We start from the raw sequence: 22,060 nt of genomic DNA on the forward strand, positions 1-22,060 counted from the left end.
ATCGGGAACGGGCAGGGTCACAGCGGGAGCCGGGTCGCGGCGACGCAGCCGCGCACCAGGCCCGGGCCGTGGTAGATCAGGCCGCTGTAGAGCTGGACCAGGCTCGCGCCGGCGTCGAACATGCGCCGGGCGTCGTCGGGGCGGCTGATCCCGCCCACGCCGATCACCGGCAGGCCGCTCTCCTTGGCCACGAACCGGACCACCTCGGCCGCCCGCGCGGCGAGCGGGCGGCCGCTGAGCCCGCCCGGTCCGTCGAACGGGACCGGGCGCTCGACCGTGGTGTTCGTCGCGATGAGCCCGGCGACACCCCGGTCCAGGCAGACGTCGAGCAGCTCGCCCAGGGCCGCGTCGGTGAGGTCCGGGGCGACCTTGACCAGCACCGGCCGGCCCTCGGGGTTCTCCGCGCGCAGGGCGCCGAGCAGGGCCGACAGCTGGGCCTTGTCCTGCAGCTCGCGCAGCCCGGGGGTGTTCGGCGAGCTCACGTTCACCGCGAAGTAGGCGCCCAGGCGGTACAGCTGCCGGAAGGAATGGACATAGTCCTCGACGGCGTCCGTGAGGGGGGTCACCTTCGACTTGCCCAGGCTGATGCCGAGCGGCACCGGCAACGGCCCCAGGGCCCGCAGGCGGGCGGCCAGGGCCTCCGCGCCGGCGTTGTTGAAGCCCATCCGGTTGACGATCGCCTCGTGCTCCGGCAGGCGGAACAGCCGGGGCCGGTCGTTGCCCGGCTGGGCGTGCCGGGTGACCGTGCCGACCTCGACGAAGCCGAAGCCGAGCCGGGGCCAGGCCCGCAGCGCGCGGCCGTCCTTGTCCATCCCGGCGGCCAGGCCGACCGGGTTGGGGAAGTCGACGCCGAAGACCGTGCGGCGGGCACCGGGCGGGCTGAGCGGGTGCCGGACACCCGGCACCCGCGACAGCAGCCGGACGGTCCGCTCGTGGACGGTCTCGGCGTCGCCGCCGCCCCACCGGAACAGCAGGGGGCGGGCCACCCGCTCGTAGAGGCTCACCAGGCGTTCACCGGGCCTCGCGGAGGGTCGCGTGCAGCTCCTGGAGCGGGCGCACGGTCATCTCGCCGCGCAGCAGGGCCTCGATGCCCATCACGGCGGCCGCCGCGCCCGGCAGCGTGGTGATGCACGGGGTGTCGGCGACGACGGCCGCGCTGCGGATCTCGTAGCCGTCCTGGCGGCCGCTGGAGCCCTGCGGGGTGTTGATGACGAGGTCGACCTCGCCGCCCGCGATGAGCGCGACCGCGTTGCGGCCGCTGCCCTCCTCGTAGTGCTTCGGCACGATCTCGCAGGCGACGCCGTAGCGGCGCAGCACCTCGCCGGTGCCGGCCGTGGCGACGATCGCGAAGCCGAGGTCGGCGAGGCGCTTGACCGGGAAGACGATGCCGCGCTTGTCGCGGTTGGCGACCGTGACGAGCACCGTGCCGGAGGTCGGCAGCGAGCCGTAGGCGGCCGCCTGCGACTTGGCGAAGGCGTGCCCGAAGTACGCGTCGATCCCCATGACCTCGCCGGTGGACTTCATCTCCGGCCCGAGGAGGTTGTCGACGCCCTTGCCCTCGGCGGTGCGGAACCGCTTGAAGGGCAGCACCGCCTCCTTGACCGCGATCGGCGCGTGGTCGGGCACGGTGCCGCCGTCGCCCTCGGCCGGCAGCAGGCCCTCGGCCCGCAGCTCGGCGATGGTGGCCCCGAGCGCGATCCGGGCGGCCGCCTTCGCCAGCGGTACCGCGGTCGCCTTCGACACGAACGGCACGGTCCGCGACGCGCGCGGGTTGGCCTCCAGCACGTATAGCTCGTCGTCCTTGAGTGCGTACTGCACGTTGAGCAGGCCCCGCACCCCGATCCCGCGGGCGATGGCCGCGGTGTAGCGGCGCACCTCCGCCAGGTGGACCGCGGCGAGCGTGATCGGCGGCAGCGCGCAGGACGAGTCGCCGGAGTGGATGCCGGCCTCCTCGATGTGCTCCATGACACCGCCGAGGTACACCTCGCCGGTGTCGTCGCAGAGCGCATCGACGTCGATCTCGATCGCGTCGTCGAGGAAGCGGTCGACGAGCACCGGGTGGGCCGGCGAGATCTCCGTCGCCCGGCCGATGTAGTCGCGCAGGGTCGGCTCGTCGTAGACGATCTCCATGCCGCGGCCGCCGAGCACGTACGACGGGCGGACGAGCACCGGGTAGCCGATCTCGTCGGCGATCCGCTTCGCCTCCGGGAACGTGGTCGCGGTGCCGTGCGCGGGCGAGCGCAGGCCGGCCTCGGTGAGCAGCTTGCCGAACAGCCCGCGGTCCTCGGCGAGGTCGATCGCCGCCGGGGAGGTGCCGACGATCGGCACCCCGGCCTGATAGAGCCGGTCGGCGAGGCCCAGCGGGGTCTGGCCGCCGAGCTGCACGATGACGCCGACGACGCCGGGGCCGCCGGCCGCGTGGCCGGACTCGTCCTCGGCGTGGAACACCTCGAGGACGTCCTCGAAGGTGAGCGGCTCGAAGTACAGCCGGTCGGCCGTGTCGTAGTCGGTCGAGACCGTCTCCGGGTTGCAGTTGACCATGACCGTCTCGTAGCCCTTGGCCCGCAGGGCCATGACCGCGTGGACGCACGAGTAGTCGAACTCGATGCCCTGGCCGATGCGGTTGGGGCCGGACCCGAGGATGATGACCTTGGGCCGCGCCGACGGCGTGACCTCGGTCTCCTCCTCGTAGGTGCTGTAGTGGTACGGCGTGCCGGCGGCGAACTCGGCGGCGCAGGTGTCGACGGTCTTGTAGACCGGCCGCAGCCCGAGCCGGTGGCGCAGGGTGCGCACGCCGTCCTCGCCGGCGAGCTCGGGGCGCAGCGCCGCGATCTGCCGGTCGGAGAGGCCGGCCCGCTTGGCCCGGCGCAGCAGCGGCAGGTCGAGCACGGCCGCGTCGAGGATCTCGGCGCGCAGGTCGACGAGGGCGGCGAGCTGGTCGACGAACCACGGGTCGAACCCGGACGCCGCGGCGACCGCCTGCACGCTGTGCCCCTCGCGCAGCGCCTGCTCGGCGGTGTAGAGGCGGCCGTCGTGCGGGACCTTCAGCGCCTCGACGGCGCTGCTGCCGGACCTGTCGGGCACCGTCCAGAAGCCGGCGGCCTTCGTCTCCAGCGAGCGCATCGCCTTGCCCAGCGCCTCGGCGAAGGTCCGGCCGAGGGACATCGCCTCGCCGACCGACTTCATCGTGGTGGTGAGCTCGGGGTCGGCGCCGGGGAACTTCTCGAACGCGAAGCGCGGGATCTTCACCACGACGTAGTCGAGCGCGGGCTCGAACGCGGCCGGCGTCTTGAGCGTGATGTCGTTGGGGATCTCGTCGAGGGTGTACCCGATGGCCAGCTTCGCGGCGATCTTCGCGATCGGGAAGCCGGTCGCCTTGCTGGCCAGCGCGCTGGAGCGGGACACCCGCGGGTTCATCTCGATGACGACGAGGCGGCCGGTGCGCGGGTGGACCGCGAACTGGATGTTGCAGCCGCCGGTGTCGACGCCGACCTCGCGCAGCACGGCGATGCCGAGGTCGCGCAGGCGCTGGTACTCCACGTCGGTGAGCGTCATCGCGGGCGCGACGGTGACCGAGTCGCCGGTGTGCACGCCCATCGCGTCGACGTTCTCGATGGAGCAGACGACGACCACGTTGTCGTGCTTGTCGCGCATCAGCTCCAGCTCGTACTCCTTCCAGCCGAGCACGCTCTCCTCGATGAGCACCTCGTGCACGGGCGAGGCGGCCAGGCCGCCGCCCGCGAGCCGCTCGAGGTCCTGCGGGGTGTGCGCCATGCCGGAGCCGAGGCCGCCCATCGTGAACGACGGCCGGATGACGACGGGCAGGCCGAGCTCGGCGACGGTCGCGTGGACCTCGTCCATCGAGTGGCAGACCCGCGAGCGCGGGGTGTCGCCGCCGGCCCGCGCCACGATGTCCTTGAACAGCTGGCGGTCCTCGCCGCGGCGGATGGCGTCGATGTCGGCGCCGATGAGCTCCACGCCGTACTTCTCCAGCACGCCCGCCTCGTGCAGCGCGACGGCGGTGTTGAGGGCGGTCTGCCCGCCCAGCGTGGCGAGCAGCGCGTCGGGCCGCTCCTTGGCGATCACCTGCTCGACGAACTCGGGGGTGATCGGCTCGACGTAGGTGGCGTCGGCGAACTCCGGGTCGGTCATGATCGTCGCCGGGTTGCTGTTGACCAGGCTGACCCGCAGGCCCTCGGCCCGCAGCACGCGGCAGGCCTGGGTGCCGGAGTAGTCGAACTCGCACGCCTGGCCGATGACGATCGGGCCGGAGCCGATGACGAGGACGTGCCGGAGGTCGGTCCGCTTAGGCATTGGTGTTCATCAACTCCGCGAATCGGTCGAACAGGTAATCCGCGTCGTGCGGCCCCGCTGCCGCCTCCGGGTGGTACTGCACCGTGAACGCCGGCACGTCCAGGCACCGCAGTCCCTCGACGACGTCGTCGTTGAGGCAGACGTGGCTCACCTCGACCGCGCCGAAGTCGGTGTCGTGGCGGCGGTCGATCGGCGCGTCGACCGCGAAGCCATGGTTGTGGCTGGTGATCTCGACCTTGCCGGTGATCCGGTCGACGACCGGCTGGTTGATGCCCCGGTGGCCGTACCCCAGCTTGTAGGTGCCGAACCCCAGCGCGCGGCCCAGGATCTGGCTGCCGAAGCAGATGCCGAACAGCGGGATCCGGGCGGACATGACGGCGCGCGCCAGCGCCACCGGCCCGTCCGCGGTGGCCGGGTCGCCCGGGCCGGGTGAGAAGAACACGGCGTCGGCGCCCACGGCGCGGATGTCGTCGAGCGTGGCGCTCGCCGGCAGGACGTGGGTGGTGACGCCCCGCTTGGCGAGCCGGCGCGGGACGTTGCGCTTGATGCCGAGGTCGATCGCGGCGACGGTGAACCTCGTCTCGCCCTCGGCCTCCACGGTGTACCGCTGGGGAGTGCTCACCTCGCCGGACAGGTCCGCGCCGACCATCTCCGGCTGCTGCCGGACCCGCCCGAGCAGCCCGTCGCGGTCGTCGTCGACGCTGGACACCCCGACCCGCATGGCCCCCCGCTCGCGCAGGTGGCGGGTGAGGGCGCGGGTGTCGATGCCGCTGATGCCGACGATCCCCTCGACGGCGAGCCGGTCCTCCAGGCTGCCGCCCGCCCGCCAGTTCGAGTAGGAGCGGGACGGGTCGCGCACGACGTAGCCGGCGACCCAGATGCGGTCCGACTCGTCGTCCTCGCCGTTGATGCCGGTGTTGCCGATCTGCGGCGCGGTCTGCACGACCACCTGGCGGTGGTAGGACGGGTCGGTGAGGGTCTCCTGGTAGCCGGTCATGCCGGTGTTGAAGACGGCCTCGCCGAACGTCTCGCCGATGCTGCCGAACGCCTCGCCGCGGAAGGTGCGACCGTCCTCGAGGACGAGCAGTGCCTCTCTGCGCTTCACCGCGTGGCCTTTCCGTTCAGTACCGTGGGCTCCCCGCGCAGGTAGGTCGCCACGATGCGGCCGCGCAGTTCCGTTCCGGCATATGGGGTGTTGCGGGACCGGCTGGCCAGGGCCGTCGGGTCGACGGTCCAGGTGACGGCCGGGTCGAAGAGCGCGATGTTGGCGGGGGCGCCCACCTCGACGGCGTGCCCGTGCCCCTGGAGCCCGGCGATGCGGGCCGGCGCCGCCGACATCCACTCGGCGATGCGGTCCCAGTCGGGGCCCATGGTCTTCACCACGATGGCGAGGGCGGTCTCCAGGCCGAGCATGCCCGGCCGGGCGTACGCCCACTCGCACTCCTTGTCCTCCACGCTGTGCGGCGCGTGGTCGGTGGCGACGCAGTCGATCGTGCCGTCGCGCAGGCCCGCGCGGAGGGCGTCGACGTCGGCCTGGGTGCGCAGCGGCGGGTTGACCTTGAAGACCGGGTCGTAGCCGGTCGCCCGGTCCTCGGTGAGCAGCAGGTGGTGCGGCGTCACCTCGGCGGTGACCCGCCAGCCCTTCGACTTGGCCCAGCGGATGAGCTCGACGCTGCCGGCCGTGGAGACGTGGCAGACGTGCAGGCGCGCGCCGACGTGCCCGGCCATGAGGGCGTCCCGGGCGATGATCGCCTCCTCGGCCACGGCGGGCCAGCCGGTGAGGCCCAGCCGGGCGGCGACCTCGCCCTCGTTCATCTGGGCGCCGACGGTGAGCCGCGGCTCCTCGGCGTGCTGCGCGACGACGCCGTCGAAGGCCTTCACGTACTCCAGGGCGCGGCGCATGAGGCGCGGGTCGCTCACGCAGTGCCCGTCGTCGGAGAAGACCCGCACGCGGGCGGCCGAGTCGGCCATCGCGCCCAGCTCGGCGAGCTGCTCGCCGGCCAGCCCGACGGTCACGGCGCCGACCGGCTGGACGTCGACCAGGCCGGCCTCGCGGCCGAGGCGCCAGACCTGCTCGACGACGCCGGCCGTGTCGGCGACCGGCGAGGTGTTGGCCATGGCGCAGACGGCGGTGTAGCCGCCGAGGGCGGCGGCCCGCGATCCGGACTCGACGGTCTCGGCGTCCTCGCGGCCGGGCTCCCGCAGGTGGGTGTGCAGGTCGACCAGGCCCGGGAGGGCGATCAGGCCGCCCTTCTTCGCCGGGTCGATCCGGACGATCGTCTGGTCCTCGATCTCGATCTCACCGAGATGCGTGCCCGAGATGACGGTCATGACTTCCCTCCCAGGAGCAGGTAGAGGACCGCCATCCGCACGGACACGCCGTTGGCGACCTGTTCGACGATCGTGGAGCGGGCCGAGTCGGCCACCTCGGGCGCGATCTCCATGCCCCGGTTCATCGGCCCGGGGTGCATGACGATCGCGTGCTCCGGCAGGCGGCGCATGCGCGGCAGGTCGAAGCCGTAGCGGCGGGCGTACTCGCGCTCGGACGGGAAGTACGCCTGGTCCATCCGTTCCCGCTGGACCCGCAGCATCATGACGACGTCGGCCTGCGGGACCACGGCGTCGAGGTCGTAGCTGGTCTCGGCGGGCCACGCCTCGACCCCGACCGGCAGCAGGGTCGGCGGCGCGACGAGCGTCACCTTCGCCCCGAGCGTGTGCAGCAGCAGCACGTTGGAGCGGGCGACCCGGGAGTGCAGCACGTCGCCGACGATGGTCACGTTGAGCCCGGCGACGCGCTTGAGCCGGCTGCGCATGGTGTACGCGTCGAGCAGCGCCTGGGTCGGGTGCTCGTGCGTGCCGTCGCCGGCGTTGACGACGCTGCCCTCGACCCAGTTGGCGAGGCGGTGCGGCGCGCCGCTGGCCGGGTGGCGGATGACGACCGCGTCGGCGCCCATCGCCTGGAGGGTGAGCGCGGTGTCCTTGAGGCTCTCCCCCTTGGACACGCTGGAGCCCTTGGCGGAGAAGTTGATGACGTCGGCGGAGAGCCGCTTCGCGGCCGCCTCGAACGAGATGCGGGTGCGGGTGGAGTCCTCGTAGAAGAGGTTCACCACGGTCCGGCCGCGCAGCGTCGGCAGCTTCTTCACCTCGCGGGCGGCGAGCCCGGCCATCTCCTCCGCGGTGTCGAGCACCTGGGTCGCGGTGGCGGCGTCGAGGTCGGCGGCGCTGAGCAGATGCTTGATCATGTTTTCTGCCCCTTCGTCTGGATCATCACCGCGTCGAGGCCGTCGTGCTCGGCGGTCAGCACACGCACGTTCTCGTCCAGCGAGGTCGGGATGTTCTTCCCGACGTAGTCGGCGCGGATCGGCAGCTCGCGGTGGCCGCGGTCGACCAGGACGGCGAGCTGGACGGCGCGCGGGCGGCCCAGGTCCTTCAGCGCGTCGAGCGCGGCGCGGACCGTGCGGCCGGAGAAGAGGACGTCGTCGACGAGGATGACGCGGCGCCCGTCGAGGCCGCCCGGCGGGATCTCCGTGTGACCCACGGCACGGGTGGCCTGGAGGCGTAGATCGTCCCGATAGAGCGTGATGTCCAACACACCGACCGGGATGTCCGCACCCTCGAAGGTGGCGATCCGGGCGGCCAGGCGCCGGGCCAGCGGCACGCCCCGGGTAGGTATGCCCAGCAGCACCGTTTCGGCCGCGCCGGACGTCTTTTCCAGAATCTGGTGGGCAATCCGGTCAACCACCCGGGCGACATCTTCCGCCGAGAGGATGGTTTTTCCCAGCTCAGTGCCGGTTGTCGGGGACGACAAACCAGACCTCCTTCCCCGCCTCGCTGGACGGGTCGTTAAAGGACGTCGAACGTCACCTACCCTAACAACCGCCCTGACCAGGGCAACGGAAGGGTCTCGGGCACTTGACCACGCGCCGTAACCCAGTTACGGTCACGCTCCGTAGCGATCGCTGGGGAAACCCCTCAGGCCAGTGACTGGGAGTGTCCGTATGCCGTCTGAGTACGCCAAGTCTCTTGGTGCTCGCCTGCGTTCCATCCGACAGCAGCAGGGGCTGTCTCTGCAGGGTGTCGAGGAGAAGTCGGCCGGGCGCTGGAAGGCCGTCGTCGTCGGTTCCTACGAGCGCGGCGACCGTGCCGTCACGGTCTCGCGCCTCGCCGAACTGGCCGAGTTCTACCGCGTCCCCGTCGCCGAACTGCTTCCCGAGGGCAGCGGAGTCCGCCACGAGCCCACCAACAAAATCGTCCTCGACCTGGAGCGCCTCTACGACGCCGGCGCCGAGGACCTGGCCTACGTGGCGCGGTACGCGCGGGCCATCCAGCAGCAGCGCGGCGACTACAACGGCCGCGTCCTGTCGATCCGCGCGGACGACCTGCGCGCCCTGGCGATCGTCTACGACGCCTCGCCGTCGGGCCTGGTCGAGCGCCTGAACGAGCACGGCGTCCTGGTCACCGACCCGCGGAGCCTGTTCCAGAGCTGACGACGCACCGCGCCTCTCAAGGGGCCGCGCCCGGCCGGGGGCGGCCCTTTTCGCGCTGGATGAGTTGACCTTGGCTGACGGCACGCAGCGCCACCTGCCCGCGGGCACCATCCGTCATCGGGTCACGTCGGGGACGGTGGCAGTCAGCACCTGGAGGCCCAGGCCGCGGACATACGGCAGCACACCGAGGTCGCGATCGCGGGCGGCCGCCGGCCGCGGTTCACCGCCTGGCAGGTGCGGCACGCGCCCGCCACGGTCGCCGGCCGGCTCCGCGCGGCGGGCCGGCGGCGGGTCACGTGGCGTAGTCGGCGATGCGGCCCAGGATGCCGTTGAGGAAGCGGGGGCTGTCGTCGGTCGACAGGGTCTCCGCGAGCTCGACCGCTTCGGTGATGGCCACCGGGTTGTCGATCTCGTCGTTGTACAGCAGCTCGTACACCGCGATGCGGGCCAGGTTGCGGTCCACCACCGGCATCCGCTCCAGGGTCCAGCCCTCGGCGTAGCTCGACAGCAGCTCGTCGATGCGGGCCGAGTGCGCCTCGACGCCCTCGACGAGGCGGACCGTGTAGGGCAGGTACGCCGGCTTCGGCTCCTCGAGGTTGGCCACGTAGGCCGTCAGGACCGACCCGCGCGGCTCACCGCGCAGGTCGGCCTGGTAGAGCACGTCGAGGGCGCGCTTGCGCGCCTTGCGCCGCGCGGTCATCTGCGCGGTGACGTCGCCCCCAAGGAAAGAGTTCACGCCCGGCCCAGGTAACGGCTGTCGCGGGTGTCGACCTTGATCTTCTCGCCGGTGGAGATGAACAGCGGCACGTTGACGGTCGCGCCGGTCTCCACCGTCGCGGGCTTGGTGCCACCGGTCGAGCGGTCGCCCTGCAGGCCGGGCTCGGTGTACGTCACCTCGAGGATCACGGAGGTGGGCAGCTCGATGTACAGCGGCGCGCCCTCGTGCGTGGCGACGATCACCTCGGCCTCGGGGAGCAGGAAGTTGCTCGCCTCGCCGACGGTGCCGCCGGGGACGGTGATCTGCTCGTACGTCTCCAGGTCCATGAAGACGTAGTCCTCGCCGTCGAGGTAGAGGTACTGCATCGTGCGCTTGTCGACGGTGGCGGTTTCGACCTTGGTCCCGGCGTTGAACGTGCGGTCGACCACCTTGCCGGAGAGCACGTTCTTCAGCGTGGTCCGCACGAACGCGCCGCCCTTGCCCGGCTTGACATGCTGGAACTCCACGACGGTCCAGAGGTCGCCGTCGAGGTTGAGCACCAGGCCGTTCTTCAGGTCGTTCGTGGTTGCCATGTGGATAGACGTCACTTTCGTCGAATGGTCCGCGGCGTCCGCCGGCGGAAAAAGGCCCGGTGAAGTGTACCGGCCGCACCAACTGCAAACCGAACCAGCATACCGGCCGCAAGAGGCGCTGTTCACCCGCGCGTTTCCATCGAGACATCTGACTCTGCCAGCGTGCCCGGGTGGGACGACCGGAACTCACCGTCAACCGTACCCTCGGCTTTGCTGGAGCGATCGCGATCGCGATCGGCGGTCTCGCCGCGGGCGCGCTGCCCCAGCGCGACCCGTTCGAGCACTGGCCGGTGGTGCGGGAGTTACGGGCGTTCCCGCTGGTGGGGGTGGCCGGCACCTATCTCGGCCTGGCCCTGCTGTGCGGCGCCTGGCTGCGGCTGCGCGCGACGCTCGACGAGCAGAGTCCCGGCGACATGATCAAGACCCTGCTGTGGTGGGCGGCGCCGCTCGCGCTCACCCCGCCGATGTTCAGCCGGGACGTGTACAGCTACCTCGCGCAGGGCGCGATGGTCGCCGACGGCCTCGACGCCTACAAGTTCGGCCCGTCGAGCCTGGGCGGCCCCCTCGCGGCCAACGTGCCGCAGATCTGGCAGGACACCCCGGCGCCGTACGGGCCGGTGTTCCTGCGCGCCGCCGCCGGCGTGGTGGAGGTGACCGGCGACCACGCGGTGTACGGCGTGTGGGGGCTGCGCATCGTCGCCCTCGCCGGGGTCGCCCTCGTGGTCGTGTGCCTGCCGGGGATCGCGGCGCGGTTCGGGGTGCCGCCGCAGCGCGCGCTGTGGTTCGGCGCGCTGAACCCGCTCCTGCTGCTGCACCTCGTCGCGGGCGTGCACAACGACGCGGTGATGGTCGGGCTGATGGCGGCCGGCCTCTACTGCGCCGCCAAGCGGCGCCCGATGCTCGCCACCGCGCTCATCGTGGCCGCGGCGCTCATCAAGGTGCCGGCCGCGATCGCCCTCATCGCCGTCGTCGCGCTCGCCCCGACCAAGATCCTGCGCATCGGCGTCGCCGGCGCGGGCGCGCTGCTCTCCCTGCAGCTCGCCGCCGACCTCGGCCTGGGCTGGATCGGCGCGCTGAAGACCCCCACCACCGTGCGCAACGGGCTGTCGTTCAGCACCGACATCGCCATGCTCGTCGGCGAGGCCGGCTGGCCCGGCGCCACGCAGGCGATCCGCACGGTGGCGCTCGGGCTCGGCTGCCTCATCGCCGCCTGGGCGCTGCTACGGGCCCCCAACCCGGTCGCGGGCGTGGGCATCGCGCTGGCGGCGATCGTCCTGTTCGGCCCGGTGGTGCATCCGTGGTACCTCCTGTGGCCCATCGTCCCGATCGCCGCGGGCCTGCGACAGGTGCCGCCGGCCGCGGTCTGGGGCTGCGTCGGGCTCGCCCTGTTCCTGCTGCCGGGCGGCGCCCCCGGCTACCCGGAGGCGGTCGTCGCCGCCGTCATCGGCACGGTCGCCGGCCTGCTCTACCTGCGGCTGCGCCCGCCGGTCCCGGCCCTGGTCCCGGTCGGGTGACCTGCGCTGCGGTCCGGCCACCCAACCTGCGGGCTGCGCCCATGGGGACCGGCCCCGCCGCTGCGCTGCGGACCGGTCACCTCGTGACGACGTCCTCGTAGGCCTCGGCGAGCAGCTCGTCCGACGGCCCCTCCAGGGTGCCGGGCACGCCGAGCCCGTCGAGGACCACGAACCGCAGCATCGACCCGCGGGCCTTCTTGTCGACCCGCATCGCCGCGTGCAGCTCCGGCCACGCCTCCGCCGGGTAGCTCACGGGCAGCCCGAGCAGCTCCAGGATCGCCCGATGCCGCGCGCCCACCTCCGGCGAGAGCCGGCCGGTGAGCCGCCCCAGCGCCGCGGCGTAGACCAGCCCCACGCTGATCGCGTGTCCGTGCTTCCAGCGGTACCGTTGATGACGCTCGATGGCGTGTCCGAGGGTGTGCCCGTAGTTGAGGATCTCGCGCAGGCCCGCCTCGCGCAGGTCGGCCGAGACCACGCGCGCCTTCACCGCGATCGCCCGCTCGACGAGCTCCGGCAGCACCGTGCCGCGCGGGTCGAGGGCCGCGGCCGGGTCGGCCTCGATCAGGTCGAGGATGCCGGGGTCGGCGATGAACCCGCACTTGACCACCTCGGCCATGCCGGCCCGCAGGTCGTCCGCGGGCAGCGTGTCGAGGGTCGCCAGGTCGCAGACCACGCCGACCGGCGGGTAGAAGGCGCCGACGAGGTTCTTGCCGGCGGCCGTGTTGACGCCGGTCTTGCCGCCGACGGCCGCGTCGACCATGCCGAGCAGGCTGGTCGGCACCTGCACCAGCCGCACGCCGCGCAGCCAGCAGGCGGCGACGAACCCGGCGAGGTCGGTGACCGCGCCGCCGCCGACGCCGACGACCGCGTCCGAGCGGGTGAACGCGGCGGCGCCGAGCTCGTCCCAGCAGCGGGCCGCGACCGTGATGTCCTTGCCGGCCTCGGCGTCGGGCAGCTCGATCGGCAGCACCTCGAACCCGGCCGTGCGCAGCGCGTCCAGCACGGCGGTCGCGTGGTCCAGCACGGGGCCGGCGTAGAGCACGGCGACCTGGCTGGCGCCCTTGACGAGCACCGGCACCCGGTCGGCGAGACCGCGGTCGATCTCGACCGCGTAGTCCTTGACATCGACGATCGTCACAGTCGGCCCGCCAGTTCCGCGGCGATCTCCTCCGGCTCGCGGCCGTCGGTCACCACCGTCACGGTCGCCACCTCCTCGTAGAGCGGGCGGCGCTGGTCGAGCAGGTACTTCAGGGTGGCCCGCGGGTTCAGCGCGAGCAGCGGCCGGCCGGCGCCCAGCCCGACCCGGGACACGGCGTCGGAGAGCTGGACCGACAGGTACACCACGGTGTGCCCGGCGAGGACCGCCCGGGTCGCCTCGGCCAGGATCGCGCCGCCGCCGAGGGCGAGCACGCCGTCGAACGAGGACAGCGCCGCGGCGACCGCCTCGCGCTCCAGCTTGCGGAAGTGCTCCTCGCCCTCGTCGAAGAAGATCTCCGGGATCGGCTTGCCGGCCACCGCCTCGATGTCGGTGTCGACGTCGCGGAACGCGACGCCGAGCGCCTCGGCGAGCAGCCCGCCGACGGTGGTCTTGCCGGCACCCGGCGGACCGACCAGCACCGCGCGGGGCCTCACCGGATCACCAGGTGCTCGAGGTAGCCGTCGAGGTTGCGGCGGATCTCGGCGACCGAGTCGCCGCCGAACTTCTCCAGCGCGGCCTCGGCCAGCACCAGCGCCACCATCGCCTCGGCCACGACGGCGGCCGCGGGCACGGCACACACGTCCGAGCGCTGGTTGATCGCGGTCGCCGGCTCGCCGGTGGTGACGTCGACGGTCTGCAGCGCCCGGTTGAGCGACGAGATCGGCTTCATCGCGGCCCGCACGCGCAGCGGCTCGCCGGTGGTGATGCCACCCTCCAGGCCGCCGGCCCGGTCGGTGACCCGGCGCACCCCGTCGGGCGTGTTGATGATCTCGTCGTGCGCGACCGAGCCGCGGGAGCGCGCCTGGGTGAACGCGTCGCCGATCTCGACGCCCTTGATCGCCTGGATCGACATGAGCGCGGTGGCCAGCCGGGCGTCGAGCTTGCGGTCCCACTGCACGTGGCTGCCCAGGCCCGGCGGCACACCGTAGGCCAGCACCTCCACGATGCCGCCGAGCGTGTCGGCGTCCTTCTTCGCGGCGTCGACCTCCTCGACCATCCGCGCGCTCGCCTCCGGGTCGAGGCAGCGCAGCGGGTCGGCGTCGATGCGCTCGAAGTCCTCGGGGCGCGGGACCAGGCCGGGCTTGGCGGCGACCGAGCCGAGCTCGATCACGTGCGACACGATGTCCACGCCGAGGGCCTGGCGCAGCAGCGCCTTGGCGACGGTGCCGACCGCGACCCGCGCCGCGGTCTCCCGCGCGCTGGCCCGCTCCAGGATCGGGCGGGCGTCGGTGTGCCCGTACTTCTGCATGCCGGCGAGGTCGGCGTGCCCCGGGCGGGGCCGGGTCAGCGGCGCGTTGCGGGCCTGGGCGGCGAGCAGCTCGGGGTCGACCGGGTCGGCCGCCATGACCGTCTCCCACTTCGGCCACTCGCTGTTGGCGACGCGGACGGCGACCGGGCTGCCGAGCGTGAGCCCGTGCCGGAGGCCGCCGACGAACTCGACGACGTCCTGCTCGAAGCTCATCCGCGCGCCGCGGCCGTAGCCGAGGCGCCGACGGGCCAACTCTGCCGCCACGGACGCGCTCGTCAGCTCGATCCCGGCGGGGACGCCCTCCAGGATCGCGACGAGTGCCGGGCCATGGGATTCACCAGCGGTCAACCAGCGCAACACGTGGGCAAGTCTGTCACGCCGCCGTCATCCGGCGGCGTACAGGGCCGAGCGCATCTCACCCACTGGCGCGGCCACGCCGGTGAACAACTCGAACTGGTCGGCGGCCTGCCACAGCAGCAGGTCGAGCCCGGAGACGATCGCGCACCCGGCGTGCTGCGCGGCCGCGGCCAGCGGCGTCGGCCACGGGTCGTAGATGGCGTCGAACACCACCGGGCGACCTGACCAGTCGGCAGTGGCCAGGTGGTCGGCGGCGCCCTTCGGTACCGTGGAGATCACCACCGGCGCCGTGGCCGCCTCGGCCGCCCGCTCCCACGGCTCGCCGGCCAGGTCGACGTTGAGCGCGTCCGCCACCGGCCGCAGCTCGTCGGCCGCCTCGGGCCGGCGGGTGTAGACCGTGACGTCGGCGCCCAGGGCGGCCGCGGCCGCGATCGCCGCCCGCGCCGTGCCGCCGCCGCCGAGCAGGGCCAGCCGCGGTGTGCGGGACACGCCCGCCTCCAGCAGCGCGCGGACCATGCCCGGGGCGTCGGTGTTGTACGCGTGCCAGCCGTACGCCCGGCGCACCAGCGTGTTGGCGGCGCCGATCGCCTGCGCGAACGGATCGACGAGCGCGGCGACCCGCAGCGCCTCCTCCTTGAGCGGCATGGTGAGCGAGAGCCCGGCCCACTCCTGGCCCAGGCCCTCGACCAGGCCGCGGAGCTCCGCTTCGCCGCATTCGACGGCGGTGTACCGCCAGTGCGTCAGACCGGCGGCCCGATAGCCCGCGTTGTGCAGGACCGGTGAGCGCGAGTGGCTCACCGGCTTGCCCAGCACCGCTGCCCGTCGCTCAGTAGGCACCGTTCTTCTTCGCCGTCTCGATGTTGCGCAGGTGCTGGTTGTAGTCGTCGGTGAACGCCGAGTTCTTGTCCTTGTCGATGAGCACGAAGTAGAGCCACTTCTCGCCCGGCGTCGGGTTCAGCGCCGCGTTGAGCGCCTCCTTGCCCGGGCTGCAGATCGGGCCGGGCGGAAGGCCGGCCTGCCCGTACGTGCGGTACGGGTTGTTGGGGTCGGTGAGCTCGGCGGTCGTGAGGTTGTGCTTGCGGGGCTGGCCCTGCAGCTCGCGCCAGTAGTTGGTGGTCGAGTCGAACTCGAGGTTCATCGGCGGCTTCTTGTTGAGCCGGTTGTAGATGACCCGCGCGACCTTGGGCATGTCGGCGATCGTGCCGGCCTCCCCCTGCACGAGCGAGGCGTTGATCAGCGCCGAGAACGGCATGAGCTCCTTGCCCTGGGCGATGTTGACGAGGTCGAGCTCCTGGACCACCGACAGGAAGTGGGCGACCATCTTCTTGAGGATCGTGGTCGCGGTCTCTCCCGGCCCGAACTCGTACGTGTCGGGGAACAGGAAGCCCTCGACCGTCTTGTTGGCCGGCTTGCCGTCGGTGCGGTTGAACCAGAAGTCGGGCACGCCGAGCGCGATCGGGTCCTTGGCCGCGGCGTTGAACTCCTCGACCTTGATGCCGGTCTCCTTCGACAGCAGCTCGAAGGTGGCCTTCATCGTCAGGCCCTCCTGGATCGTCACCCGGTCGACCACTTTGTTCTTGGGGTCGGCGAGCGTCGTCAGGGCGTCGGCGGCGCGCATCTGCTTGCGCAGCTTGTAGAAGCCCGGCTGGATCTTCTTGCTGCGCTCCTCGTTCTTCTTCGCCGCTTCCACGAAGGCCTTGGTGCTCTTGATGACCCCGGCATCGAGGAGGGTCTGGGCGATCTCGAGCGACGTCTGGCCGCTCTTGACCTCGACCGTCACCTCACCGGTGCCCCCACCGTTGTAGTCGGGGGCGGCGAACAGGTCCTTGACGCGGTCGACGCCCGCGTAGGCCCCGAACGCGAGACCGCCGATGACCAGCAGGCTGATGAAGAAGGCGAGGAAGGTCCTTCCACCGCGCCCCTTCTTCTTTTTCCTGGCGGGCGCGGAAGAAGCGCGGCGCCGGTGACGCGGCCGCTCCTCTTCCTCCCACGCCAGATCCAGCTCGTTCATCTGCACACTGCCTCCTGGTGCTCAGCCGCGAACTGCCCCGGCCCGTCGCGCGTCGAGCCACCCTTGCAGGATCTCCACGGCGGCCACCTGATCGATGACCGCCCGCTGGCGCCGTCCCCGGACGCCACGCTCGGACAGCCTACGGGTTGCCGCCGCCGTGGACATCCTCTCGTCTGTGAGCAGGACGGGCACGGGCGCGGCCATTTGCCGGAGCCGATCCGCGTACTGCCTGATCAGCCCGGCCGCCGGCCCTTCCTTCCCGGCCAGGTTGATGGGCAGCCCGACGACGATCTCGATCGCCTCGTATTCGGCGACGTAGGCCATGATTTGCGACATGTCGGAAGGGTCTTCCTCGTCCGTTCGCTGGTCACGGGCGAGGGTGGCGACGGGGCTGGCGAGGATCCCGTCGGGGTCGCAGACGGCGACTCCGACTCGGACGCTGCCGACATCGACCCCGATCCGCCGGCCGCGGACCCACTCCCCTGTCACGCTAGGCACCCTAACCCGCCTGCCTCACCCTGATGAGCCCCGGAGTCGTTGATCTAGCCCTCCGGCGGGGGACTTCGACCCGAATCACGGCGATATACCCGTTCGCGAACGGACCGTTCACCCCGACCGTTCACCCTGCGTCACTCTGTCCCCACCAGCCCCGCGGACCTCACCCGTTGGGCGAAATTCCGGACATGCGGCACTACCCGCACGCTGGGCGGCCGAACGCGTCCATGATCGATGGCGCGTTCTGGTCGCCATGACAGCCAGAAGCCGCCATCGATCATGGACGTCGGCGACCCCGCTGCGCTCCGGCACCGCGCACCGCTCCACCCGAACGCAACCGCGCTCCCAGCACCGCTCCGCTCCCGCCACCGCTCCGCTCCCAGCACCACTCCGCCCGAACGCGGCCGTGTTCCCGGCACCGCTCCGTTCCCGGCTCCGCTCCCGCCACCGCGCCACCCGAACGCGACCGTGTTCCCAGCACCGCTCCCTCCCAGCACCGCTCCCTCCCAGCACCGCTCCCCTCCCAGCACCGCTCCCCTCCCAGCACCGCTCCCCTCCCAGCACCGCTCCGTTCCCGGCACCGCTCCGTTCCCGGCACCGCTCCTGAGACGGCGTTGCCCTGCCCGTCGGGGACGGGCAGGGCAACGGTCGTGCTGGGCCGCGAGTGTTACAGGGCGCGCTCCACGGCCGTGAGGAGGGTCGGGGCGTCGGCGGCGGGGACGCCGCCGCCCTGGGCCAGGTCGGCGTTGCCGCCGCCGCGGCCGGAGAGGGCCGTCTTCACCAGGGCGCCGGCGTTGAGGCCGCGGGACTTCGCCGCCGCGTTGACGCCGACGACCAGCGAGGCCTTGCCGCCGGCGCGGGAGGTGACGGCGACGACGGCGGGGCGGTCGGCCGGGAAGCGGCCGCGGATCTCCTGGACCAGGGTGCGGACCTCGTTCGCCGAGGTGCCCTCGGGGGCCTCGGTGCCCACGAACGCGACGCCGCCGATGTCGCGGGCCGAGTCGGCCAGGCCGGCGGCGCCGGCGAGGACGACCTGGGTGCGCAGCTTCTCCAGCTCGCGCTCGGCGTCGCGGAGCTGGGCGACGGTCTGCTCGACCCGGTCGGCGACCTGGTCGCCGGGGACGCGGAACAGCTCGGCGAGGCGGGACACCAGGACGTGCTCGCGGGCCAGGTGGCTGAACGCGTCGATGCCGACGAGGGCCTCGACCCGGCGGATGCCGGAGCCGACCGACGCCTCCGACAGGATCTTCACCAGGCCGAGCTGGCTGGAGCGCTCGACGTGCGTGCCGCCGCACAGCTCACGGGCGTAGTCGCCGACCTCGACGACGCGGACCTCGTCGCCGTACTTCTCGCCGAAGAGCGCCATCGCGCCGATCTTGCGCGCCTCCTCCTGCGTGGTGATGAACGCGTGGACCAGCAGGTCACGCAGCAGCACCTCGTTGACCTGCTGCTCGACGTCGGTCAGCACGCTCTGCGGCACGGCACCCGGCGTGTTGAAGTCGAACCGCAGCCGGCCCGGCGCGTTGAGCGAACCGGCCTGGGTCGCCGACTCGCCGAGGAAGTTGCGCATGGTCTGGTGGATCAGGTGGGTCGCGGTGTGCGCCCGGGAGACGGCGCGCCGCCGGTTGACGTCGATCTCGGCGAACGCCGCCTCGCCCGGGCGGATCTCGCCGGCGACGACCCGCGCGCGGTGCACGACGAGGCCGGGGACCGGCGACTGGACGTCGAGCACCTCGACCTTGCCGCTGCCGACCGTGATGAAGCCGAGGTCGGCGAGCTGGCCACCGCTCTCCGCGTAGAACGGGGTCGCGTCGAGGACCAGCGAGACCTCCTCGCCCTCCCCCGCGACCTTGGCGCCGAGCAGCGAGCGGACCCGCGTCTCGCGGGCGACCTCGCGGTAGCCGGTGAACTCGACCGGCCCGCCCTCGTCGAGGGCCTGCCGGTACACCGAGAGGTCGGCGTGGCCGGTCTTGCGGGCCTGGGCGTCGGCCTTGGCATTGGCGCGCTGCTCGGCCATGAGCCGGCGGAAGCCGTCCTCGTCGACCTGCAGGCCCTGCTCGGCGGCGATCTCCAGGGTGAGGTCGATCGGGAAGCCGTAGGTGTCGTGCAGCTGGAACGCCTTGTCACCGGCCAGGGTCTGGCCACCCGTGGCCTTGGTCTCGGTGACCGCGAGGTCGAGGATGGTCGTGCCCGCGTGCAGCGTCTGCAGGAACCGCTCCTCCTCGCCGTACGCATACGACGCAATCCTGTCGTACTCGGCCGCCACCTCCGGATACGACGGCGACATGCAGTCACGGGCGACCGGCAGCAGCAGCGGCAGCGCCGGACCCTCCTGCCAGCCGAGCAGCCGCATCGAGCGGATCGCACGGCGCAGGATGCGCCGCAGCACGTAGCCGCGGCCCTCGTTCGACGGGATCACACCGTCGGAGATCACCATCAGGGCGGTGCGGACGTGATCGGCGATCACCCGCAGCCGCACGTCGTCGGGGTGCGACTCGGCGGCCACGTGCGACACGGCCTGCCCGTACCGCTTGCCGGTCATCTCGGCGGCCTTGGACAGGATCGGGTTGACCTCGTCGATCTCGTAGAGGTTGTCGACGCCCTGCAGCATCGACGCGATCCGCTCCAGGCCCATGCCGGTGTCGATGTTCTTGTTCGGCAGGTCCCCGACGATGTCGAAGACCTCCTTCGAGCGCACGTTGGTGATCTCGTGCTGCATGAAGACCAGGTTCCAGTACTCCAGGAAGCGGTCCTCGTCGACCTCCGGCCCACCCTCCTTGCCGTAGGCGGGGCCACGGTCGTAATACAACTCCGAGCACGGCCCGGCCGGGCCGGGGATGCCCATCGACCAGAAGTTGTCCTTCTTGCCACGCCGCACGATCCGCTCGGCGGGCAGGCCGGTGCGCTTCCAGATGTCGATGGCCTCGTCGTCGTCGAGGTAGACGGTCGCCCAGATCTTGTCCGGGTCCAGACCGAAGCCGCCCGCCTCGACCGGGTTGGTCGACAGGTCCCAGGCGAGCTTGATCGCGCCTTCCTTGAAATAGTCGCCGAAGCTGAAGTTGCCGTTCATCTGGAAGAACGTGCCGTGCCGGCTGGTCTTGCCGACCTCGTCGATGTCCGGCGTGCGGATGCACTTCTGCACCGACGTCGCCCGCTGATAGGGCGCGGTGCGCTGGCCCAGGAAGAACGGCACGAACTGCACCATGCCCGCGTTGACGAACAGCAGGTTGGGGTCGTCGACCGCCGGCAACGGCGCCGACGGCACCACAGCATGCCCGGCCGCCTCGAAATGGGCCAGGAAACGACGCTTGATCTCCGCGGTTCTCATCGGTGCTGCCGGCCTTCCGGGTAAAGGTCATCGTCCAGGGTCGAGCCGTCGGTGAACGCGGCTTGGATCTCGGCCTCGCGCTCGGCCATGCCGTCGCGCACGTCGGCGACGAAGTCGCGCACCGAGCCGGCGATGCCGGCGGCCGAGTCACGCGCCGACGCGGCGATGCCCTGCGGGGTGAAGGCCTGGGCCTTCTTGGTGATCGCGCGGACCACCAGCGCCCCGACGGCGAGTCCGATCCCGAGCCACAGCAAACGCCGCATGGCTCAACCTCTCTATCGCTTCGAATGTAGTGCGGGCGACACCGCCCGCGTCTTGGCTCAGCCGCGCTGGCGGCGCTGCTTGATCTGCTCGCGCACCTCGGCCTCGTCGGCCTCGCGCCGGCGGTTGGCGGCGGCCTTGCGCACGCCGTAGCCGAAGGCGGCGACCTTCACCAGCGGGTTGGCCGCAGCGGCGCTGACCACAGTGGACAGGTTCGCAACGTTGGAGCTGATGTGCGACACGTTTTCGGTGATCGTGTCGATCCGTGCGAGCTGCATGTTGACGCCGTCGAGCGTCGTGTGGGTCTGCTGTAACGCGACGTTGACGTTGTCGATCGTCATGTTGACCCGCTCCAGCATGGGCGTGGTCTGGTCCGCGACGTCACGCAGCGCGCCGGTGGCGGCGTCGATGGTGTGCCGGATCCGCAGGATCGGCACCGCCAGGACGCACACGAGCACGAGAAACGCCAGCGCCGCGATCAGCGCCGCCAAACCGCCCCAGGTCACGGTCACGCCGTTCCTCCTTTGCTCACTGGACGCGCGTCTCCAACGGAGGAAATCTACCCTCCGTGACGCATCGCCGCCTTTCGACCGGCCGTGTCGCTGGTCTTGGGAGAGACCGTAGGCCGGGGGTACGACAAGAATTCTGGCCTTACTCGCCGTCCCGCGTGCCGCCGGGGTCGTAACTGATCCGGTTGAAGACCTTGATCGTGGTCACCGCCAGTGGGCAGATGGCGGTCGGGCCGGGCGCCGGCGACTCGATCTCGCTCGGCTGCGGCTCGGCCGGCTGGCTCGCGGGCTGGCTGACCGGCGCCTTCGCGGTCGGCTTGCCGCTGCCCGCGGGCGGCGACGCGTTCACCGTCGGCCGGGTGCCCTTGACGTCGCAGACCGCGGCCCGGACCCACAGGTCCAGCACGTACTCGTCGCGCTGCCAGCAGGTCTCGATGCCGTCCACGCCCTCGGCCTGGCAGTCCGGGATGTCCCACTCGACCCAGCCTGCGTCACGGAGCTTGCCGACGAACGCCCGGTTGGTCTCCTCGGGGCCGCGGGCGGACTCCCAGGTACGTTGGCGGGATCGGCATTCACCGATGCACCATCGGCTGCCGAGCGCGCCGTCGGTCGGGTTGCGGGCCGCCCACTCAGGCAGGTTCAGCTGGTCGAGCTCCACGAACACCGGGTCGCGGGTGAATTCTCGGATGATGAAGAACGCGGCCGGGGCGCTGACCACCGCGAGGACCACGAAGATGATCGTGGCCATGCGCAGCTGGCGCACCCGCTTGGCCTGGGCGCGCTGCAGCAGCCCGAACGGCGCGATCTGCGTCGTGGACTCCCAGTCGAACGCGCCCGGGGTCGTCGCCGTGCCCCGGTAGGTGACCGGGTTCGGGTCGAAGCGGGCCAGGTCGACGAACGGCTTCGGCGGCGCCTCACCGGGGTGCCCGCCCGGATGCCCGCCGGGGCCGCCTGGGCCACCCGGGCCGCCGGGCCCGCCCGGGTGGCGGCCGCCGGGGCCGGGACGGCCGGCGCCGGGCACGGTGGCGCGGCCCGGGCCGCCGCGGC

General features: G+C 72.1%; 20 protein-coding genes. 2 read left to right on the plus strand and 18 right to left on the minus strand.

Translation table 11 applies throughout. The annotated features are described in order from the left end of the window. Positions 1 to 17: 17 nt before the first annotated feature. From ABZS66_RS17700 to pyrR, 6 genes are read right to left on the minus strand one after another with little or no spacing between them, the layout of a single operon-like run. Positions 18 to 1,004 (minus strand): quinone-dependent dihydroorotate dehydrogenase, encoded by a 987-nt coding sequence (locus tag ABZS66_RS17700; protein ID WP_354758766.1) that lies wholly within the window; start codon positions 1,002 to 1,004, stop codon positions 18 to 20. A 7-nt stretch (positions 1,005 to 1,011) separates the two neighbouring features. Further along, positions 1,012 to 4,314, minus strand: coding sequence for a carbamoyl-phosphate synthase large subunit (carB, locus tag ABZS66_RS17705; protein ID WP_354758768.1), 3,303 nt, complete (start codon positions 4,312 to 4,314; stop codon positions 1,012 to 1,014). Next, complete coding sequence (gene carA / locus ABZS66_RS17710; protein ID WP_354758770.1) at positions 4,307 to 5,419, minus strand: glutamine-hydrolyzing carbamoyl-phosphate synthase small subunit; 1,113 nt, start codon at positions 5,417 to 5,419, stop codon at positions 4,307 to 4,309. Before carA ends, carB begins: the two co-directional genes overlap by 8 nt. Further along, complete coding sequence (locus ABZS66_RS17715; RefSeq protein WP_354758772.1) at positions 5,416 to 6,645, minus strand: dihydroorotase; 1,230 nt, start codon at positions 6,643 to 6,645, stop codon at positions 5,416 to 5,418. Before ABZS66_RS17715 ends, carA begins: the two co-directional genes overlap by 4 nt. Then, positions 6,642 to 7,556, minus strand: coding sequence for an aspartate carbamoyltransferase catalytic subunit (locus ABZS66_RS17720; RefSeq protein ID WP_354758774.1), 915 nt, complete (start codon positions 7,554 to 7,556; stop codon positions 6,642 to 6,644). The genes ABZS66_RS17715 and ABZS66_RS17720 overlap by 4 nt, the downstream gene beginning before the upstream one ends. Beyond that, positions 7,553 to 8,122, minus strand: a complete 570-nt coding sequence (gene pyrR, locus ABZS66_RS17725; RefSeq protein ID WP_354758776.1) for a bifunctional pyr operon transcriptional regulator/uracil phosphoribosyltransferase PyrR — start codon at positions 8,120 to 8,122, stop codon at positions 7,553 to 7,555. The genes ABZS66_RS17720 and pyrR overlap by 4 nt, the downstream gene beginning before the upstream one ends. A gap of 190 nt (positions 8,123 to 8,312) precedes the next feature. Between pyrR and ABZS66_RS17730 the strand changes: the two genes are divergently transcribed. Next, positions 8,313 to 8,801, plus strand: coding sequence for a transcriptional regulator (locus ABZS66_RS17730; protein WP_033356835.1), 489 nt, complete (start codon positions 8,313 to 8,315; stop codon positions 8,799 to 8,801). 292 nt (positions 8,802 to 9,093) lie between these two features. On the opposite strand, the gene nusB is transcribed toward ABZS66_RS17730, so the two are convergent. Together nusB and efp are read right to left on the minus strand one after the other, a co-directional pair. Then, positions 9,094 to 9,501, minus strand: a complete 408-nt coding sequence (gene nusB, locus ABZS66_RS17735; RefSeq protein ID WP_354758806.1) for a transcription antitermination factor NusB — start codon at positions 9,499 to 9,501, stop codon at positions 9,094 to 9,096. Positions 9,502 to 9,533: 32 nt separating this feature from the next. Further along, a complete protein-coding gene (efp, locus tag ABZS66_RS17740) occupies positions 9,534 to 10,091 on the minus strand; it encodes an elongation factor P (protein WP_354758778.1) in 558 nt (185 codons plus the stop codon). 170 nt (positions 10,092 to 10,261) lie between these two features. Here efp and mptB point away from each other — a divergent pair, with 170 nt between their 5' ends. Then, positions 10,262 to 11,605, plus strand: coding sequence for a polyprenol phosphomannose-dependent alpha 1,6 mannosyltransferase MptB (mptB, locus tag ABZS66_RS17745; RefSeq protein ID WP_354758780.1), 1,344 nt, complete (start codon positions 10,262 to 10,264; stop codon positions 11,603 to 11,605). Positions 11,606 to 11,681: 76 nt separating this feature from the next. On the opposite strand, the gene aroB is transcribed toward mptB, so the two are convergent. From aroB to ABZS66_RS17795, 10 genes are all read right to left on the minus strand, one after another. Next, positions 11,682 to 12,737, minus strand: coding sequence for a 3-dehydroquinate synthase (aroB, locus tag ABZS66_RS17750; RefSeq protein ID WP_354758808.1), 1,056 nt, complete (start codon positions 12,735 to 12,737; stop codon positions 11,682 to 11,684). A gap of 2 nt (positions 12,738 to 12,739) precedes the next feature. Beyond that, positions 12,740 to 13,237 carry a shikimate kinase gene (locus tag ABZS66_RS17755; RefSeq protein ID WP_354758782.1) on the minus strand — a complete coding sequence of 166 codons (498 nt, stop codon included), beginning with the start codon at positions 13,235 to 13,237 and terminating at the stop codon, positions 12,740 to 12,742. After that, positions 13,234 to 14,412 carry a chorismate synthase gene (gene aroC, locus ABZS66_RS17760; RefSeq protein WP_354758784.1) on the minus strand — a complete coding sequence of 393 codons (1,179 nt, stop codon included), beginning with the start codon at positions 14,410 to 14,412 and terminating at the stop codon, positions 13,234 to 13,236. The genes ABZS66_RS17755 and aroC overlap by 4 nt, the downstream gene beginning before the upstream one ends. Positions 14,413 to 14,436: 24 nt before the next feature. Further along, positions 14,437 to 15,246: a shikimate dehydrogenase gene (locus tag ABZS66_RS17765; RefSeq protein WP_354758786.1), complete on the minus strand. Its 810-nt coding sequence runs from the start codon at positions 15,244 to 15,246 to the stop codon at positions 14,437 to 14,439. Continuing rightward, positions 15,236 to 16,420: an endolytic transglycosylase MltG gene (gene mltG, locus ABZS66_RS17770; RefSeq protein WP_354758788.1), complete on the minus strand. Its 1,185-nt coding sequence runs from the start codon at positions 16,418 to 16,420 to the stop codon at positions 15,236 to 15,238. Before mltG ends, ABZS66_RS17765 begins: the two co-directional genes overlap by 11 nt. A gap of 21 nt (positions 16,421 to 16,441) precedes the next feature. Further along, a complete protein-coding gene (ruvX, locus tag ABZS66_RS17775) occupies positions 16,442 to 16,909 on the minus strand; it encodes a Holliday junction resolvase RuvX (RefSeq protein ID WP_354758790.1) in 468 nt (155 codons plus the stop codon). Positions 16,910 to 17,582: 673 nt separating this feature from the next. Continuing rightward, on the minus strand, positions 17,583 to 20,243 hold the full coding sequence (gene alaS, locus ABZS66_RS17780) for an alanine--tRNA ligase (protein WP_354758792.1): 2,661 nt from the start codon (positions 20,241 to 20,243) through the stop codon (positions 17,583 to 17,585). Beyond that, complete coding sequence (locus ABZS66_RS17785; RefSeq protein ID WP_354758794.1) at positions 20,240 to 20,506, minus strand: hypothetical protein; 267 nt, start codon at positions 20,504 to 20,506, stop codon at positions 20,240 to 20,242. Before ABZS66_RS17785 ends, alaS begins: the two co-directional genes overlap by 4 nt. A 57-nt stretch (positions 20,507 to 20,563) precedes the next feature. After that, on the minus strand, positions 20,564 to 21,010 hold the full coding sequence (locus ABZS66_RS17790; RefSeq protein WP_354758810.1) for a DUF948 domain-containing protein: 447 nt from the start codon (positions 21,008 to 21,010) through the stop codon (positions 20,564 to 20,566). Between the two features lie 145 nt (positions 21,011 to 21,155). Further along, positions 21,156 to 22,060: hypothetical protein (locus ABZS66_RS17795; RefSeq protein ID WP_354758796.1), on the minus strand; the 905-nt coding region annotated here is incomplete at its 5' end.

Source organism: Dactylosporangium sp. NPDC005572, assembly GCF_040605515.1.
Lineage (GTDB): Bacteria > Actinomycetota > Actinomycetes > Mycobacteriales > Micromonosporaceae > Dactylosporangium.